Raw genomic sequence first — 16,899 nt, 5'->3', positions numbered from 1 at the left:
GCGTCACGCCACGGCCGCGTCACGTGACCTCCAGCTCCAGGATCCTGTCGTCGCCCGGCTTGGGGGTGCCCCGGCCGTCCGTCCGGCTGGTCACCAGGAGCAGGGTGTGCGGCCCCGTGGCCACCACCGTGCGCAGCCGGCCGTACGTGGACGTCAGGAACGCCTGGGGCGGCGCCAGCGGCTTGGTGCCGTCCAGCGGGACGCGCCACAGCCGCTCACCGCGCAGGGACGCCACCCAGATGCTCCCCGCCGCGTACGCCACCCCGCTCGGTGAGGCGTCCGCGGTCCGCCACTGCTCCACCGGGTCCACGAACCCCGGCCTGTTCCCCCTGCCCTCGACCAGCGGCCAGCCGTCGTTCTCGCCCGGCCCGATGAGATTGAGCTCGTCCCAGGTGTCCTGGCCGAACTCCGAGGCCCACAGCCGCCCGGCGGCGTCCCAGGCGAGACCCTGCACATTGCGGTGGCCGTACGAGTACACCACCGAGTCGGCCTCGGGGTTGCCGTGCACCGGCTGCCCGTCCGGCGTCATCCGCAGGATCTTGCCGCCCAGCGACTTCTTGTCCTGGGCCAGGCCCCGGTCGCCGGTCTCGCCGGTGCCCACGTACAGCATCTTGTCCGGCCCGAAGGCGATCCGGCCGCCGTTGTGGATGGTGCCCTTGGGGATGCCCCGCAGGATGGTGTCGGGCGCGCCCAGCTGGTCGCCCGGCGGGCGCTTCTCGTCGTAGATCATGCGGGCGACGCGGTTGTCGGACGCGGTGGTGAAGTACGCGTACACCTGGTGGTCCGAGGCGAACGCGGGGGAGAGGGCGAGGCCGAGCAGCCCGCCCTCGCCGCCGGGCTGGACGCCCGGGACCGTGCCGACCAGGGTCTGCCCGCCCGCAGCGTCGACCCGGCTGACCGTGCCGGCGTCGCGCGAGGCGACCAGCAGGCCCCCGTCGGGCAGCGGGGCCACACCCCAGGGCGACTTCAGGTCCCGGGCCACGGTTCGCACGACCTTCACCGAGCCCTTCGCGGGCGGGAGGGCGGCGCCGGACGCCGAGGGGGAGGGCCTGGGGGATGCCGGGGCGGGCGACGAGTGGACGCCGCCGTCGGGCCGCGGCGCGGTCCCGGACGAGCACCCGGCCGCGAGCACCAGCACGGCAGCGGCCAACAGGGCCGTCACAGGGGGACGTTGCACGGTTCGCTTCCTTTCGAGCGGCTGCGGTCCCTACCGTACTGACACCGCCCGGCCCGGCCGGGCTCCCGCGCACCTCTCCGGCCCCCGGTTCCCGGGACCACCCTCAGTCCCAGGACCCCCGAGCCTCGGGCAGCCGTTCGATCTCCGCCTCGTCCCGGGCCGTCAGCACCAGCCCCGCCGCCGCGGCGTTCTCCCGCGCCCACTCCTCGCACTTGGTGCCCGGTACCGGGATGACGTGCGGACCCCGCCCCAGCAGCCAGGCCAGCGCGACCTGCGCCGGGGTCACGCCCTCCCCGTGGCGGGCGGCGACCCGGCGCAGCCCCGCCACCACGGGCTGGTTGGCCGCCATCATCTCGGCGGTGAAACGGGGGTGGCGGGCCCGGACGTCGTCGGGCTCGAACCCCTGGCCCGGGGTGAGCGTGCCGGAGAGGAAGCCGCTGCCGAGCGGCATCGCGGCCAGGAAGCCCACGCCCCGCGCGGCGCACCACGGCAGCAGCGTGTCCAGCGCCCCGCGCGCCCACACCGACAGCTCGGCCTGGACGGCGCTGACGGGGAAGACCTGCTGCACCCGCTCCAGTTGACGTATCGTCACCTCGTGCGGAGGACCCGCCCTCCGCGACACCGGCGCCCCCGTCGCGCACACTCCGAGCGCCCGCACCTTGCCCGCCGTCACCAGCTCCGCCATCGCGCCCCAGGTCTCCTCGACCGGCACCTCGGGGTCGGCCCGGTGCAGCTGGTAGAGGTCGATCACATCCGTCTGGAGGCGCCGCAGCGAGGCGTCGCAGGCCCGCTTCACATAGCCGGGCCGCCCGTTGGCCACCACATGCGCGTCACCGCCCACCAGCAGCCCGCACTTGGTGGCGAGGAACGCCTCGCCCCGGCGCTCCTTCAGCGCCCGGCCCACCAGCAGCTCATTGGTGAACGGCCCGTACATGTCCGCCGTGTCCAGCAGCGAGGACCCGGCGTCGAGGGCCGCGTGCACAGCGCGCAGCGAGCGCTCCCCACGCCGCTGCGACGCGGTGTACGCCCAGCTCATCGGCATACAGCCGAGGCCGATCGCGCCCACCTCCAGGGCCGACGCACCGATAGTCCTGCGCTCCAACTCCCCGTACCCCTCCGACCGCCCTGGGTGTGGCCCCCAAACTAACCTCTGGCCCCGGCCGGTCCTGACATAGCCTCCGGGCATGACTGCAGACGTGTGGCTCCCCCTCCCCGCCGATGAGATCCCGGGCCTCCCCGACGGCCTCTCCTACCGCCTGTGGGACGGCGGCGCGGACTTCCCCGCCGACCCCGCCGACTGCGCCTTCTACGTGGTCCCGTACATGAAGGGCGCGGACATCGCCGTCCGGCCGCTCGCCGCGATGAGCGGCGTCCGCGTGGTCCAGACGCTGTCGGCCGGCATCGACCACGTACAGCCGGGTCTCGGCTCGCTGGCGCCGGGCGTGCGGATCTGCAACGCGCGCGGTGTGCACGAGGCGTCCACCGCCGAGCTCACCCTCGCCCTGATCCTGGCGTCGCTGCGCGGCATCCCGTCGTTCGTGGCGGGTCAGGAGAAGGAGGAGTGGAGGTCCGGGTTCTACCCCGCGCTGGCCGACAAGTCGGTGCTGATCGTGGGGTACGGATCGATCGGCGCGGCCATCGAGGACCGGCTCGCGCCCTTTGAGTGCGCCCGGGTGGCGCGCGTGGCGCGCTCCCGGCGCACGACTGCGCGCGGCCCAGTGCATCCCCTCACCGAACTGTCCGCGCTCCTCCCGGAAGCCGACGTGGTGGTCCTCTCCACACCCCTCACCGAGCAGACGAAGCACCTGGCGGACGCAGACTTCCTGGGCCGCATGAAGGACGGCGCCCTGCTGGTGAATGTCGCCCGGGGTCCGGTCGTGGACACCGAGGCGCTCCTCGCGGAGCTGAAGAGCGGACGGGTCCGCGCCGCCCTCGACGTCACCGATCCGGAGCCGCTGCCCGCCGGACACCCGCTGTGGCACGCGCCGAACGTTCTCATCACTCCCCATGTCGGGGGCTCGACATCGGCGTTCCTGCCGCGCGCGAAGGCGTTGCTGGCCCGTCAGCTGACCCGGTACGCGGCCGGGCAGCCGCTCGACAACGTGGTCATGACGATCGCGTAGGGCCGCCCCGCCTTCGATTGGCAACTCTGCGCAGTGGTACGCGTGCGATCCGTATCCTCAACTGCCTTCGCCGTCACGGAGCGTAGAGGAACTATGTCCCTGAGTGACGAGACTGGTGTATCGTCCCGACCGGGGGCTGCGCCGCGTGTCCGAGCGCGGGGGAGCGAAAGTCACAGCGAGGGGGGCGACGGGCGATGCACGGCCAATGGACCAGCGATCCGACGCGACGGAGCCGTCGACGGCTACCCCGAGGCACACGAGCGGGACTTCTGGGGGCCCGCACCCGGCCCAGGGTCCGGGGCCGGGCCCGCACCCGGGTGCCGGCCCGGCCCCGGCCGCCGGCGCAGGCGGCCCGTCCGCCTTCCGCGGCCCCCGGCCCGGCCGCACGGGCCCACCCGCCCGGCCGGGCGAGCCGCCCCGCGCCCCGTATCCGTACCGTGTCCCGGTCCGGAGGGGCCCGGTGAACGCCCCGGGGGCGGTGCTGCCGAACCGGCCGCTGCCCGACGGCGGCACGGGCCTGGTCTCCCAGCTCGTCCTCGCGGTGATCTGCGCGGGGTACGCCACGGGGGCGGCGCTCGGCTGGGGATCCTCGGAAGTCGCCGATGTGATGGGGGACTTCGGGCTGAGCGCCGCGGCGACGGCGGCCTCGGTCTCCTGCTTCCTCTACGCGCGCGGAGGCGCCGAGGAGGGGGAGAGCCGCTTTCGGCCCGCGTGGCTGCTGTTCTCGTTCTCCTCCGCCATGGCGGCGAGCGGCAACGGAGTCTGGGGGTGGTACCAGGTGGTGCTGGAGCACCCGGTCCCGTCGCCCTCCCTGGCCGACCTGTTCTTCCTGCTCTTCGCGCCGCCCGCGATCATCGGTCTCCTGGTGCTGGCCAAGCGCCCGGTCACCCGGGCCGGCTGGGTCTGCCTGGTGCTGGACTCCTGGCTGATCGGCGGCTCGCTGCTGACCCTCTCGTGGAGCCTGGCCCTCGCGCACACCGCGCACTTCCAGGGCGAGAGCGTCGCGAGGGCCGCGCTGGCCCTCGCCTATCCGCTGCTCGACATCGTGCTGGTGAGCATGGTGCTCGCGCTGCACTTCCGGCGCTCCTCCGCCAACCGGTCGGCGATCAACACGGCCATCGCCGCGCTCGCCCTGACCGTGCTGTGCGACGCCCTGTACACCTCACCGCTGCTGCATGATCACTACCGCTCCGGCCAGCTCCTGGACGCCGGCTGGTTCGCCGCCTCGCTGCTGCTCGCCTACGCGCCGTGGGTGGCCCGCAGGTGCACCGCCGCCCGGCCGTCCGCACCGCCGCCCCCGCCCCGGCGACCCGGCGCGCCCCCGGCGACCCGGCCCATCGCCGGCTCCCTGGGCGCGCTCACGCCGTACCTCGCCGCCGCGGTGTGCACGCTGGGCATCCTCTACAACGTGATCGAGGGCCGCCGGGTGGACCGTGTGGTCGTCTTCACCGGGTGCACGGTGGTGCTGGCGCTCGTGGTGCGCCAGGCGATCATGCTGGTGGACAACATCGCCCTGACCCATGAACTGGCCCAGAAGGAGAACCACTTCCGCTCCCTGGTGCAGGGCTCCAGCGATGTCATCATGATCGCCGCGCCCACCGGGATACTGCGCTATGTGAGCCCCGCCGCCGCGGGCGTCTACGGACGGGACGCGGAGGACCTCGTCGGCTCCGAGCTGGCCTCCCTCATCCACCCCGAGGACCTGGGCCGGGTCGTGCACGAGGTGCGGCGCTTTCTGGCCGCGCCCCCGCTGGAGGAGCCGACCACCCGGATCGAGTGCCGCTTCAAGTCGGGCACCGGCGAGTGGCTGAACGTGGAGTCGACCATCAACCGCCACCAGGGCGGCCTCATCCTCAACAGCCGGGACGTCACCGAACGGGTGCGTCTTCAGGCCCAGTTGCAGCACAACGCCGAGCACGACCCGCTCACCGACCTGCCCAACAGAGCCCTGTTCACCGAGCGGGTGCGCCAGGCCCTGAGCGGCCGGCGCGCCTCCGACCCCGGCACCGCGGTGCTCTTCATCGACCTCGACGGCTTCAAGCAGGTCAACGACACCATCGGCCACCAGGCCGGTGACGAACTGCTGATCCAGGCGGCCCGCCGCCTCCAGGACTCGGTCCGGGCCGGCGACACCGCCGCCCGCCTCGGCGGCGACGAGTTCGCCGCGCTGATCCTCGGCGACGGCGGCCGGGACCGGGCGGCCCGCCAGCGCCAGGTGTACGAGATCGCCGACCGGCTGCGTCTGACGCTCTCGCAGCCGTACCAGATCGACGGCAACGAGGTCCGGGTCGCGGCCTCCATCGGGGTCGCCTTCGCCGAGCGCGACGTCGGCGCCCGCGAGCTGATGCGCAACGCCGACCTCGCGATGTACCGCGCCAAGTCCGGCGGCAAGAACCGCGTCGAGATGTACGTGCCGCAGATGCAGGCCGAGGTGGTCCGCAAGACCGAGATCGCCGCCCGGCTGCGCACCGCGCTGCACGAGGGCGAGTTCGCACTGCTGCACCAGCCGGTGGTCGACCTCACCACCGGGCGGGTGGCCGCCGTGGCCGCGCAGCCGCGCTGGAGATCCGCGCAGGGGATCCTCTTCACCCCGGCCGAATTCCTGCGGGTCGCCGAGGACAGCGAGCGCACCACGGAGCTCGGCCGCTGGCTCCTGGAAGAGGCCGTCGCGCAGGCCGCCGAGCGCCGCGCGGCCGGGCACCACGCCCCGGTCGCGGTGCGCCTGCCGGCCCGCCGCCTGCTGGACAAGTCCATGCCGCTCGGCTCGGTGGAAGCCCTGCTGACCAGGTACGGACTGCCCTCGGGCGCCCTGGTGATCGAGCTGTCCGACAGCGACCCCAGGATCTCCTTCGACGAGCTGGAGCGCCGCCTGGTGAGCCTGCGCCGGCTCGGCGTACGGATCGCCCTGGACGGCTTCGGCAGCGGCTACGCGGCGATCAACGCCCTGCGCCGGCTCCCCATCGACGTACTGAAACTGGACAGGGGACTGGTCGAGGGCGTGGTCGAGTCCGCCCGGCTGCACAAGATCACCAGCGGGCTGCTGCGGATCGCCTGCGACCTGGGGATGCAGTCCGTGGCCGACGGTGTGGACGTACCGGAGCAGGTGATGGCGCTGCGGGCGATGGGATGCACACACGGACAGGGCATGGCCTTCTCCGGGCCGCTGGACGAGTACCGGCTGCGCCGGGCCCTGGTGCGGGGCACGTTCCCGGTGCCCGGCGGGGCCGCCGTACTGCCCGTGCTCAGCGGCCGGAAGCTGCCCTCCGTGCGGGTCAATCACTCAAATAGTGAGACACCCGTCCCACCCACTTGACACGTCCGGGGCGCCGGGGGGAGGGTCATTGCCATGCGCACCCGAATTCTCGTACTTGGACAGCGCGTCGGCTGAAGCCGGGCCCCCACGCGGGCCCAGTGGACCACTCCCGACGCGCTCCCCTCGCTTGCCTCACGGCACGAGGGGTTTTTTGTTGCACTGGCACCCCTGAAGCACGACAGCGATCTCGACCAAACCCCCGCATAAACCCTCAGCTTCGAGAAGAGAATGCCGATGACCGAGCAGGCCACCGGGGCCCACCATCCGCAGCCGCGGGCCCGTAACGGCGGACACCACTCCGCACCCGTCGAGCACGTCACGGGCGCGCAGTCCCTCATCCGCTCTCTTGAGGAAGTCGGGGCCGAGACCGTCTTCGGCATTCCGGGCGGCGCCATCCTCCCGGCGTACGACCCGATGATGGACTCCACCCGGGTCCGTCACGTCCTGGTCCGCCACGAGCAGGGCGCCGGCCACGCCGCCACCGGCTACGCGCAGGCCACCGGCAAGGTCGGCGTCTGCATGGCGACCTCCGGCCCCGGTGCCACCAACCTGGTCACGCCGATCGCCGACGCCCACATGGACTCCGTCCCGCTGGTCGCGATCACGGGCCAGGTCTCCTCCAAGGCGATCGGCACCGACGCCTTCCAGGAGGCGGACATCGTCGGCATCACCATGCCGATCACCAAGCACAACTTCCTGGTCACCAAGGCCGAGGACATCCCGCGCACCATCGCCGAGGCCTTCCACATCGCCTCCACCGGCCGCCCGGGCCCGGTCCTGGTCGACATCGCCAAGGACGCCCTCCAGGCCCGCACCACCTTCTCCTGGCCGCCGCACATGGACCTGCCGGGCTACCGCCCGGTGACCAAGCCGCACGCCAAGCAGATCCGCGAGGCCGCCAAGCTGATCGTCCAGGCGAAGCGCCCGGTGCTGTACGTCGGCGGCGGCGTCCTGAAGGCCGGCGCCACCGCCGAGCTGAAGGTCCTCGCGGAGCTGACCGGGGCGCCCGTCACCACCACCCTGATGGCGCTCGGCGCCTTCCCCGACAGCCACCCGCTGCACGTGGGGATGCCCGGTATGCACGGCGCGGTCACCGCCGTCACCGCGCTCCAGAAGTCCGACCTGCTGATCGCGCTCGGCACCCGCTTCGACGACCGGGTCACCGGCAAGCTGGACAGCTTCGCCCCGTACGCGAAGATCATCCACGCGGACATCGACCCGGCCGAGATCGGCAAGAACCGCGAGGTCGACGTGCCGATCGTGGGCGACGCCCGCGAGGTCATCGCCGATCTGGTCCAGGCGGTCCAGGCCGAGCACACCGAGGGCCACACGGGCGACTACACCGCCTGGTGGAACGACCTGAACCGGTGGCGCGAGACCTATCCGCTCGGCTACGACCAGCCGGACGACGGCAGCCTCTCGCCGCAGCAGGTCATCCAGCGCATCGGTGAACTCGCCCCCGCCGACACCATCTTCGCGGCGGGCGTCGGCCAGCACCAGATGTGGGCCGCCCACTTCATCAACTACGAGCGCCCCGCCACCTGGCTGAACTCCGGCGGCGCCGGAACGATGGGGTACGCGGTCCCGGCGGCCATGGGCGCCAAGGCCGGTATGCCGGACCGCCCGGTCTGGGCGATCGACGGCGACGGCTGCTTCCAGATGACCAATCAGGAGCTCACCACGTGTGCGCTCAACAACATCCCGATCAAGGTCGCCATCATCAACAACGGCGCCCTCGGGATGGTCCGCCAGTGGCAGACCCTCTTCTACAACCAGCGTTACTCCAACACCGTGCTGCACAGCGGCCCCGGGGCCACCGGCAAGGAGCCGAGCGCCGGCACCCGCGTCCCGGACTTCGTCAAGCTGTCGGAGGCGATGGGCTGCTACGCGATCCGCTGCGAGCGCCCGGAGGACCTGGACAAGGCGATCGAGGAGGCCAACTCGATCAACGACCGCCCGGTCGTCGTCGACTTCATCGTCCACGAGGACGCCCAGGTGTGGCCGATGGTCGCCGCCGGCACCTCCAACGACGAGGTCATGGCCGCCCGGGGCGTCCGTCCCGACTTCGGCGACAACGAAGACGACTGAGAGAGCAGAGAGAGACCGCCACCATGTCCACCAAGCACACGCTCTCCGTCCTGGTCGAGAACACCCCCGGCATCCTCGCCCGGATCGCCGCGCTGTTCTCCCGCCGCGGTTTCAACATCGACTCACTCGCCGTCGGTGTCACCGAACACCCCGACATCTCCCGCATCACCATCGTGGTCAATGTCGAGGACCTGCCGCTGGAGCAGGTGACGAAACAGCTCAACAAGCTGGTCAACGTCCTGAAGATCGTCGAACTCGAGCCCAGCGCTGCGATCCAGCGCGAACTCGTTCTGGTGAAGGTGCGGGCCGACAACGAAACGCGCTCCCAGATCGTCGAGATCGTCCAGCTGTTCCGCGCCAAGACCGTCGACGTCTCGCCCGAGGCGGTGACCATCGAGGCCACCGGCGGCGCCGACAAGCTGGAGGCGATGCTCAAGATGCTGGAGCAGTTCGGTATCAAGGAGCTCGTCCAGTCCGGGACGATCGCCATAGGGCGCGGCTCGCGGTCCATCACCGACCGCAGTCTGCGGGCCCTGGACCGCTCGGCCTGAACCCGCCCCTCGCGGTGTTCATATCGCGAGACTCAAAACTGACCCTGGCATCCCCGCCGTACGGTGGGACGCAACACCAGCACACCAAGGAGATATCCCAGTGGCCGAGCTGTTCTACGACGCCGACGCCGACCTGTCCATCATCCAGGGCCGCAAGGTCGCTGTGATCGGTTACGGCAGCCAGGGCCACGCCCACGCGCTGTCGCTCCGCGACTCGGGTGTCGACGTCCGCGTCGGTCTGCACGAGGGCTCCAAGTCCAAGGCCAAGGCCGAGGAGCAGGGCCTGCGCGTGGTCACGCCCGCCGAGGCCGCCGCCGAGGCCGACGTCATCATGATCCTCGTCCCGGACCCGATCCAGGCCCAGGTCTACGAGGAGTCCATCAAGGACAACCTGAAGGACGGCGACGCGCTGTTCTTCGGCCACGGCCTCAACGTCCGCTTCGGCTTCATCAAGGCCCCCGAGGGCGTCGACGTCTGCATGGTCGCCCCGAAGGGCCCGGGCCACCTGGTCCGCCGCCAGTACGAGGAGGGCCGCGGCGTCCCGTGCATCGCGGCCGTCGAGCAGGACGCGACCGGCAACGGCTTCGCACTCGCGCTCTCGTACGCCAAGGGCATCGGCGGCACCCGGGCCGGCGTCATCAAGACGACCTTCACCGAGGAGACCGAGACCGACCTGTTCGGTGAGCAGGCCGTGCTCTGCGGCGGCACCTCCGCGCTGGTCAAGGCGGGCTTCGAGACCCTCGTCGAGGCGGGCTACCAGCCGGAGATCGCCTACTTCGAGTGCCTCCACGAGCTGAAGCTCATCGTCGACCTGATGTACGAGGGCGGCCTGGAGAAGATGCGCTGGTCGGTCTCCGAGACCGCCGAGTGGGGCGACTACGTCACCGGCCCCCGCATCATCACCGCCGACACCAAGGCCGAGATGAAGAAGGTCCTCACCGAGATCCAGGACGGCACCTTCGCCAAGAACTGGATGGACGAGTACCACGGCGGTCTGAAGAAGTACAACGAGTACAAGACCCAGGACGAGAACCACCTCCTGGAGACCACCGGCAAGGAGCTGCGCAAGCTCATGAGCTGGGTGAACGACGAGGAGGCGTAAGCCTTCGGGAGGGGCCGCGGCGGTGCGCCGCGGCCCCTTGTCCATCCCGTCCCCACCCGGACGGGTGGTTTTCCCCCACGGCGGAATCCGCCGCCTCGAGCACCACTACACTGCTGCTCAAACACCTACGCGTCAGGCCCACAGCGTCGTGCGTCTTCTACGCGGCTAGCAAACCTCCACCGCCTGCGGCCGTCGGGACGGCAGTCCGCAGCACTGGAACTGTGAGGACTCACGTGAGCTCGAAACCCGTCGTACTCATCGCTGAAGAGCTGTCGCCCGCCACCGTCGACGCCCTCGGTCCGGACTTCGAGATCCGGCACTGCAACGGAGCCGACCGCGCCGAACTGCTGCCCGCCATCGCCGACGTGGACGCGATCCTGATCCGCTCCGCGACCAAGGTCGACGCCGAGGCCGTCGCCGCCGCGAAGAAGCTGAGGGTCGTCGCCCGCGCGGGCGTGGGCCTGGACAACGTGGACGTCTCCGCCGCCACCAAGGCCGGCGTGATGGTGGTCAACGCCCCGACCTCCAACATCGTCACCGCCGCCGAGCTCGCCTGCGGTCTGCTGGTCGCCACCGCGCGCAACATCCCGCAGGCCAACACCGCGCTGAAGAACGGCGAGTGGAAGCGGAACAAGTACACCGGCGTCGAGCTGAGCGAGAAGACCCTCGGCGTCGTCGGCCTCGGCCGCATCGGCGTGCTGGTCGCCCAGCGCATGTCCGCGTTCGGTATGAAGATCGTCGCGTACGACCCCTATGTGCAGCCCGCGCGGGCCGCGCAGATGGGCGTCAAGCTCCTCACCCTCGACGAGCTGCTCCAGGTCGCGGACTTCATCACCGTGCACCTGCCCAAGACCCCCGAGACCCTCGGTCTCATCGGCGACGAGGCGCTCCACAAGGTCCAGCCGCACGTCCGGATCGTGAACGCGGCGCGCGGCGGCATCGTCGACGAGGCCGCGCTGTACTCGGCGCTCAAGGAGGGCCGCGTCGCGGGCGCGGGCCTCGACGTGTACGCGAAGGAGCCCTGCACGGACTCCCCCCTCTTCGAGCTCGACCAGGTCGTCTGCACCCCGCACCTGGGCGCCTCCACCGACGAGGCCCAGGAGAAGGCGGGCATCGCGGTCGCCCGCTCGGTGCGCCTGGCGCTCGCCGGCGAGCTGGTGCCGGACGCGGTCAACGTCCAGGGCGGCGTCATCGCCGAGGACGTGAAGCCGGGGCTGCCGCTCGCGGAGCGCCTGGGCCGGATCTTCACCGCGCTCGCGGGCGAGGTGGCGGTCCGCCTCGACGTCGAGGTGTACGGCGAGATCACCCAGCACGATGTGAAGGTGCTCGAACTCAGCGCGCTCAAGGGCGTGTTCGAGGACGTGGTGGACGAGACCGTCAGCTACGTCAACGCGCCGCTGTTCGCGCAGGAGCGCGGCGTCGAGGTGCGGCTGACCACGAGCTCGGAGTCCCCCGACCACCGCAACGTGGTGACCGTGCGCGGCACGCTCTCCGGCGGCGAGGAGGTCGCGGTCTCCGGCACGCTGGCGGGCCCCAAGCACCTCCAGAAGATCGTGGCGATCGGTGAGTTCGACGTCGACCTCGCGCTCGCGGACCACATGGTGGTGCTGCGCTACGACGACCGTCCGGGCGTCGTCGGCACCGTCGGCCGCATCCTGGGCGAGGCGGGTCTGAACATCGCGGGCATGCAGGTCGCCCGCGCGGAGGAGGGCGGCGAGGCCCTCGCGGTCCTCACCGTGGACGACAGCGTCCCGCAGCCGGTCCTGAACGAGCTGGCGGAGACCATCGGCGCGGCCTCGGCCCGCTCGGTCAACCTGGTCTGAGACGGCTCGCCCGCGCCCCCGGTCCTCGGGGGCGCGGGCTGTGCCCACCTCCCCATACGGGCGTATTACACGTACGTATAAAACACGGTAGGCTCCCCGCATGGGACACCGTGAGGATCTGCTCGAAGGCGCCAAGCGCTGCCTGCTGGAGAAGGGCTTCGCGCGGACGACCGCGCGGGACATCGTGAAGGAGTCGGGGACGAACCTCGCGTCCATCGGCTACCACTACGGCTCCAAGGACGCGCTGCTCGCGCAGGCGTACATCGCCCTGGTCGAAGGGGTCTCGGTCGCCTTCGACGCGCCCGAGCAGGGCCCGGCCACCGAGCCCGGCTCGCTGGAGCGCTTCCAGGAGGTGTGGTCGAACATCATCTCCACCATGGAGCAGCCCGGCTCGATGTGGCACCTCAGCATGGAGATCATCGTCATGGGCGACCAGCTGCCGGGGGTGCGCGACCACCTGGCGCAGGCCCAGCGCGAGGGTGCGCGCGGCATCATCCCCATGTTCATGGGGGGCGAGGAGGCCGAGGTCGGCGACGAGGACGTGGACACGCTCGGCAAGCTCTACATGACGCTGATGATGGGGCTCATCGCCCAGTGGACCTTCGACCCGGGGACGGCGGCGAGCGGCGCCGAACTGACCGAGGGCCTGCGGCGGCTCGTCCGCGCCCTGGACGCCCACAAGCCCTCACAGGCGTGACGCCTTCAGGGCCATGTGCAGCAGCAGCCGGTCCTCGCCGTCGTCGAGGTCGAGCCCGGTGAGCTGCTCGACCCGGGAGAGCCGGTAGTAGAGGGTCTGGCGGTGGATGCCGAGCGCCGCCGCCGTACGGCCCGCCTGGCCCGCGTGGTCGAGGAACACCTCGGCGGTGCGGGCCAGTTCGGTGTGGGCCGGGGTGAGCAGGGAGGCGACCGCCGGGTCGGGCCGGGCGGTGCCGGGGAGCGCGGTCAGCAGCCGGTACGGGCCGATGCCCGCCCACTGGGCGACCGGGCCGAGCCCCGGTTCGGCGAGCGCGGCCCGGGCCGCCGAGGTCGCCTCGTGCCAGGAGGCGGCCAGCTCGCCCAGGCCCCGGCGGGCCGGTGCGATCCCGGCCGCGGCGCCCGGACCCGCCGTGGCGCGCAGCCGTTCGGCGGCGGTCAGCGCGGGCGTGAGCGCGTCGGCCGAGCGCAGCCGCACCAGCGCCCCGAGCAGTCGGCCGGGCGCGGCCCCCGCGCTCTCCTCCGCGCCCTCCTCGCCGTGCGCCCCCCACGGCACCGCGCACACCGCGGCCGTCCCCGGCACGGTCCGCGCCGAGGGCGTCTCCCGGGGCCAGGGGCTGACGCAGACCACCGTGTGCAGGCCGTCCGCGTCCGGTCCGAGCGCCGCGCGCAGGGCCGTCGTCGCCATGTCGCGCTGCCAGCCCGGGCCCGCGGTCAGGGCCGCCCGGAACTCACGGGACAGATCGGTGCCCGCCCGCGTCTCGTCGGCGAGCAGCCCGCCGATCCGGGAGGCCACCTCCATCGCCGCGGCCAGCCGGTCGTCGGCCGGGCCGGGGTCGGCGTCCAGCAGCCATACGTAACCGAGCGCCACGCCCCGGTGGCGCACCGGCAGACAGATCCGGTCGCGGAAGACGCCCGCCTCGGGGGCGGCCGGGATACGGACCGGGCCGGTCGCCCGGGTGATGCCGAACCCCTCGAACCAGGCGCGGACCGCGGGGGTGGAGCGGCGGGTCAGGATCGAGCGGGTGCGCACCGGGTCCATGGCCGAGTCGTCCTCGGAGTCGTGCGCGCCGAAGGCGATCAGCCCGAAGTCCCGGTCCTCCAGGGTCGCGGGGGCGCCGAGCAGCGCCGAGATCTCATCGACCAGGTCCTGGTAGTCGCCCTTCACAGCAGCCATTCTCGCGCACTCCGGCCGCGCCTTCAGACATCTGTCTGAGATGCGGGGCACGGATGCGTGACAGGTGTCGATGGCAGAGGATCGGACGGATATCTAGGTTTCACGGTGGTTCTCCGTGCCGTTCCCCGATCGTCGGGTGCCGGCCTCCTGCTACTTCTTTCCGTGGAGGTACCCCGTGCTGGGTCCCGTGATCCTCGCCGCGTCGCGCAGCGACAAGATGCGCCGCTTCGTCTCGGCCGCGCCCGGCACCAAGCAGGTCGTCGACCGGTTCATCGCCGGTGAGACGGTCGACCAGGTCGTGCCGATCGTCGAGGACGCCACCGCCCGGGGCCTGGAGGTCACCCTGGACGTGGTGGGCGAGGACATCACCACCGTGGAGCAGTCGTACGCCGCGCGCGACGCCTACCTCCAGCTGATCGAGCGCCTCAAGGGCCTCGACCTGGGCACCCGCGCCGAGATGTCCGTGAAGCTGTCGATGTTCGGCCAAGCGCTGGAGGGCGGCCACGAGCTCGCCCTCGCCAACGTCCGCCCGGTCGTCGAGGCCGCCGCCGCCATCGGCACCACGGTCACCCTGGACGCCGAGGACCACACCACCCTCGACTCGATGTTCGCCATCCACGAGGAGCTGCGGAAGGACTTCCCGCAGACCGGCTGCGTCATCCAGGCCTACCTCTTCCGTACCGAGGAGGACGCCCGCCGGCTGGCAGCCGCCGGCAGCCGCGTGCGCATCGTGAAGGGCGCCTACAAGGAGCCCGCCTCCGTCGCCTTCCAGGACAAGGCCGAGATCGACAAGGCGTACGTCCGCGTCCTGAGGATCCTCATGGACGGCGAGGCGTACCCGATGATCGGATCGCACGACCCGCGGCTGATCGCCATCACCCAGGAGCTCGCGCGGCGCGCCGGGCGCAAACTGGACGAGTACGAGTTCCAGATGCTGTACGGCATCCGCAGCGACGAGCACGTGCGGCTCGCGGCCGAGGGCCACCGGATGCGGGTCTACACGGCGTACGGCACCGACTGGTACGGCTATTTCATGCGCCGCCTCGCGGAGAAGCCCGCCAACCTGCTCTTCTTCGCCCGCTCCATCCTCACCAAGGGCTGAGCCCACCACCCCTCATCAAGGAGTTCAGAGACTCATGGACGCTGTAACCCAGGTCCCCGCTCCCGTCAACGAGCCGGTGCACGGCTACGCCCCGGGTTCGCCCGAGCGCGCGCGCCTGGAGGCCAAGCTCAAGGAGCTGGCCGAGAACCCGATCGAGCTGCCGATGACCATCGGCGGCGAGAAGCGGATGGGCGGCGGTGAGCGCTTCGACGTCGTGCAGCCGCACAACCACAAGGCCGTCCTCGGCACCTTCGCCAACGCCACCACCCAGGACGCCCAGGACGCGATCGACGCCGCGCTCGCCGCCGCCCCGGCGTGGCGCGCGATGTCCTTCGACGACCGCGCCGCGATCATCCTGCGCGCCGCCGAGCTGCTGGCCGGCCCCTGGCGCGAGACGCTGGCCGCCTCGACCATGCTCGGCCAGTCCAAGACCGCCCAGCAGGCCGAGATCGACACCCCCTGCGAGCTCGTCGACTTCTGGCGCTTCAACGTCCACTACGCGCGCCAGCTCCTCGCCGAGCAGCCCCCGGCGAACTCCCCGGGCGTGTGGAACCGTATGGACCACCGCCCGCTGGAGGGCTTCGTCTACGCGATCACGCCGTTCAACTTCACGGCCATCGCGGGCAACCTGCCGACCGCCCCGGCCCTGATGGGCAACGTGGTCGTGTGGAAGCCGTCCCCGACCCAGACCCACGCCGCCGTGCTGCTGATGCGGCTCCTGGAGGAGGCCGGTCTGCCCAAGGGCGTCATCAACCTCGTCACCGGTGACGGTCTGGCCGTCTCCGAGGTCGCCCTGAACCACCGCGACCTGGCGGGCATCCACTTCACCGGTTCCACCAAGACCTTCCAGCACCTGTGGAAGACGGTCGGCGCCAACATCGAGAAGTACCGCACCTACCCGCGCCTCGTCGGCGAGACCGGCGGCAAGGACTTCGTCGTCGCGCACCCCAGCGCCGACCGCGCGGTGCTGAAGACCGCGCTGACCCGCGGCTCCTTCGAGTTCCAGGGCCAGAAGTGCTCGGCGTCCTCGCGCGCGTACATCCCCGCGTCGATCTGGAACGACGGCTTCAAGGAGGAGTTCGCGGCCGAGGTCGACGGCATCACCATGGGTGACGTCACCGATCTGTCGAACTTCATCGGCGCCGTCATCGACGAGCGCTCGTTCGCCAAGAACAAGGCCGCGATCGACCGCGCGAAGGCCGACGCCTCCTGCACGATCGTCGCGGGCGGCAGCTACGACGACTCGGTCGGCTACTTCGTCCGCCCGACCGTCATCGAGTGCACCGACCCCGAGAACGAGGTCTTCACGACCGAGTTCTTCGGCCCGATCCTCGCGGTCCACGTCTACGAGGACGAGAAGTACGACGAGATGCTGGCCCAGATGGAGTCGGTCTCGGACTACGCCCTCACCGGCTCGGTCATCGCGGGCGACCGCGCGGCGGCGGCGTACACGATGGACAAGCTCCGCTACGCCGCGGGCAACTTCTACATCAACGACAAGTCGACCGGCGCCGTCGTCGGCCAGCAGCCCTTCGGCGGCGGCCGTGCCTCGGGCACCAACGACAAGGCGGGCGCCCCGCAGAACCTGATGCGCTGGACGCTGACCCGCGCCATCAAGGAGACGCTGGTCCCGCCGACCGACTACACGTACCCCCACATGGGCTGACGCCGGTCACCTCCGAACCCCGCCCCCGTCCTTGGTCCCCCAACCGAGGACGGGGGCGGTTCGCGTTCCGGGCCGGGCGCGCGG

General features: G+C 71.5%; 12 protein-coding genes. 9 read left to right on the top strand and 3 right to left on the bottom strand.

Going from position 1 to position 16,899, the window contains the following annotated elements; translation table 11 throughout:
• Nucleotides 1-19: 19 nt before the first annotated feature.
• A complete protein-coding gene (locus ACZ5ID_RS12315) occupies nt 20-1,177 on the bottom strand; it encodes a PQQ-dependent sugar dehydrogenase (RefSeq protein ID WP_468896518.1) in 1,158 nt (385 codons plus the stop codon).
• A gap of 103 nt (nt 1,178-1,280) precedes the next feature.
• Nucleotides 1,281-2,279, bottom strand: a complete 999-nt coding sequence (locus tag ACZ5ID_RS12310; protein WP_468896515.1) for an aldo/keto reductase — start codon at nt 2,277-2,279, stop codon at nt 1,281-1,283.
• A gap of 82 nt (nt 2,280-2,361) precedes the next feature.
• Here ACZ5ID_RS12310 and ACZ5ID_RS12305 point away from each other — a divergent pair, with 82 nt between their 5' ends.
• The 7 genes from ACZ5ID_RS12305 to ACZ5ID_RS12275 all read left to right on the top strand — a co-directional run bounded on the left by ACZ5ID_RS12305 (nt 2,362) and on the right by ACZ5ID_RS12275 (nt 12,874).
• Nucleotides 2,362-3,300, top strand: a complete 939-nt coding sequence (locus ACZ5ID_RS12305; protein WP_468896512.1) for a 2-hydroxyacid dehydrogenase — start codon at nt 2,362-2,364, stop codon at nt 3,298-3,300.
• 460 nt (nt 3,301-3,760) lie between these two features.
• Nucleotides 3,761-6,613: a putative bifunctional diguanylate cyclase/phosphodiesterase gene (locus ACZ5ID_RS12300; RefSeq protein ID WP_468896509.1), complete on the top strand. Its 2,853-nt coding sequence runs from the start codon at nt 3,761-3,763 to the stop codon at nt 6,611-6,613.
• Nucleotides 6,614-6,841: 228 nt separating this feature from the next.
• Complete coding sequence (locus ACZ5ID_RS12295; RefSeq protein WP_468896506.1) at nt 6,842-8,701, top strand: acetolactate synthase large subunit; 1,860 nt, start codon at nt 6,842-6,844, stop codon at nt 8,699-8,701.
• Between the two features lie 23 nt (nt 8,702-8,724).
• A complete protein-coding gene (gene ilvN, locus ACZ5ID_RS12290) occupies nt 8,725-9,252 on the top strand; it encodes an acetolactate synthase small subunit (protein WP_358836664.1) in 528 nt (175 codons plus the stop codon).
• 100 nt (nt 9,253-9,352) lie between these two features.
• The gene (ilvC, locus tag ACZ5ID_RS12285; protein ID WP_358836665.1) at nt 9,353-10,354 is read left to right on the top strand and encodes a ketol-acid reductoisomerase; all 1,002 of its coding nucleotides are present in this window, start codon (nt 9,353-9,355) and stop codon (nt 10,352-10,354) included.
• Between the two features lie 233 nt (nt 10,355-10,587).
• Nucleotides 10,588-12,177 (top strand): phosphoglycerate dehydrogenase, encoded by a 1,590-nt coding sequence (serA, locus tag ACZ5ID_RS12280; RefSeq protein WP_468896501.1) that lies wholly within the window; start codon nt 10,588-10,590, stop codon nt 12,175-12,177.
• Nucleotides 12,178-12,277: 100 nt separating this feature from the next.
• Entirely contained in the window at nt 12,278-12,874 is a 597-nt protein-coding gene (locus tag ACZ5ID_RS12275; protein WP_468896498.1) for a TetR/AcrR family transcriptional regulator, read from the top strand.
• On the opposite strand, the gene ACZ5ID_RS12270 is transcribed toward ACZ5ID_RS12275, so the two are convergent.
• A complete protein-coding gene (locus ACZ5ID_RS12270) occupies nt 12,863-14,038 on the bottom strand; it encodes a PucR family transcriptional regulator (protein ID WP_468896932.1) in 1,176 nt (391 codons plus the stop codon). The two genes, ACZ5ID_RS12275 and ACZ5ID_RS12270, sit on opposite strands and share 12 nt — an antisense overlap.
• Nucleotides 14,039-14,222: 184 nt before the next feature.
• Here ACZ5ID_RS12270 and ACZ5ID_RS12265 point away from each other — a divergent pair, with 184 nt between their 5' ends.
• Both ACZ5ID_RS12265 and pruA read left to right on the top strand, forming a co-directional pair.
• Nucleotides 14,223-15,149 carry a proline dehydrogenase family protein gene (locus ACZ5ID_RS12265; RefSeq protein ID WP_468896495.1) on the top strand — a complete coding sequence of 309 codons (927 nt, stop codon included), beginning with the start codon at nt 14,223-14,225 and terminating at the stop codon, nt 15,147-15,149.
• Nucleotides 15,150-15,183: 34 nt separating this feature from the next.
• Entirely contained in the window at nt 15,184-16,815 is a 1,632-nt protein-coding gene (gene pruA, locus ACZ5ID_RS12260; protein ID WP_468896492.1) for an L-glutamate gamma-semialdehyde dehydrogenase, read from the top strand.
• Nucleotides 16,816-16,899 lie beyond the last annotated feature (84 nt).

The organism is Streptomyces sp. NPDC031670 (assembly GCF_055580545.1).
Note: the sequence above shows the minus strand (reverse complement) of the source record. Positions and strands in the feature narration are given on the sequence as shown.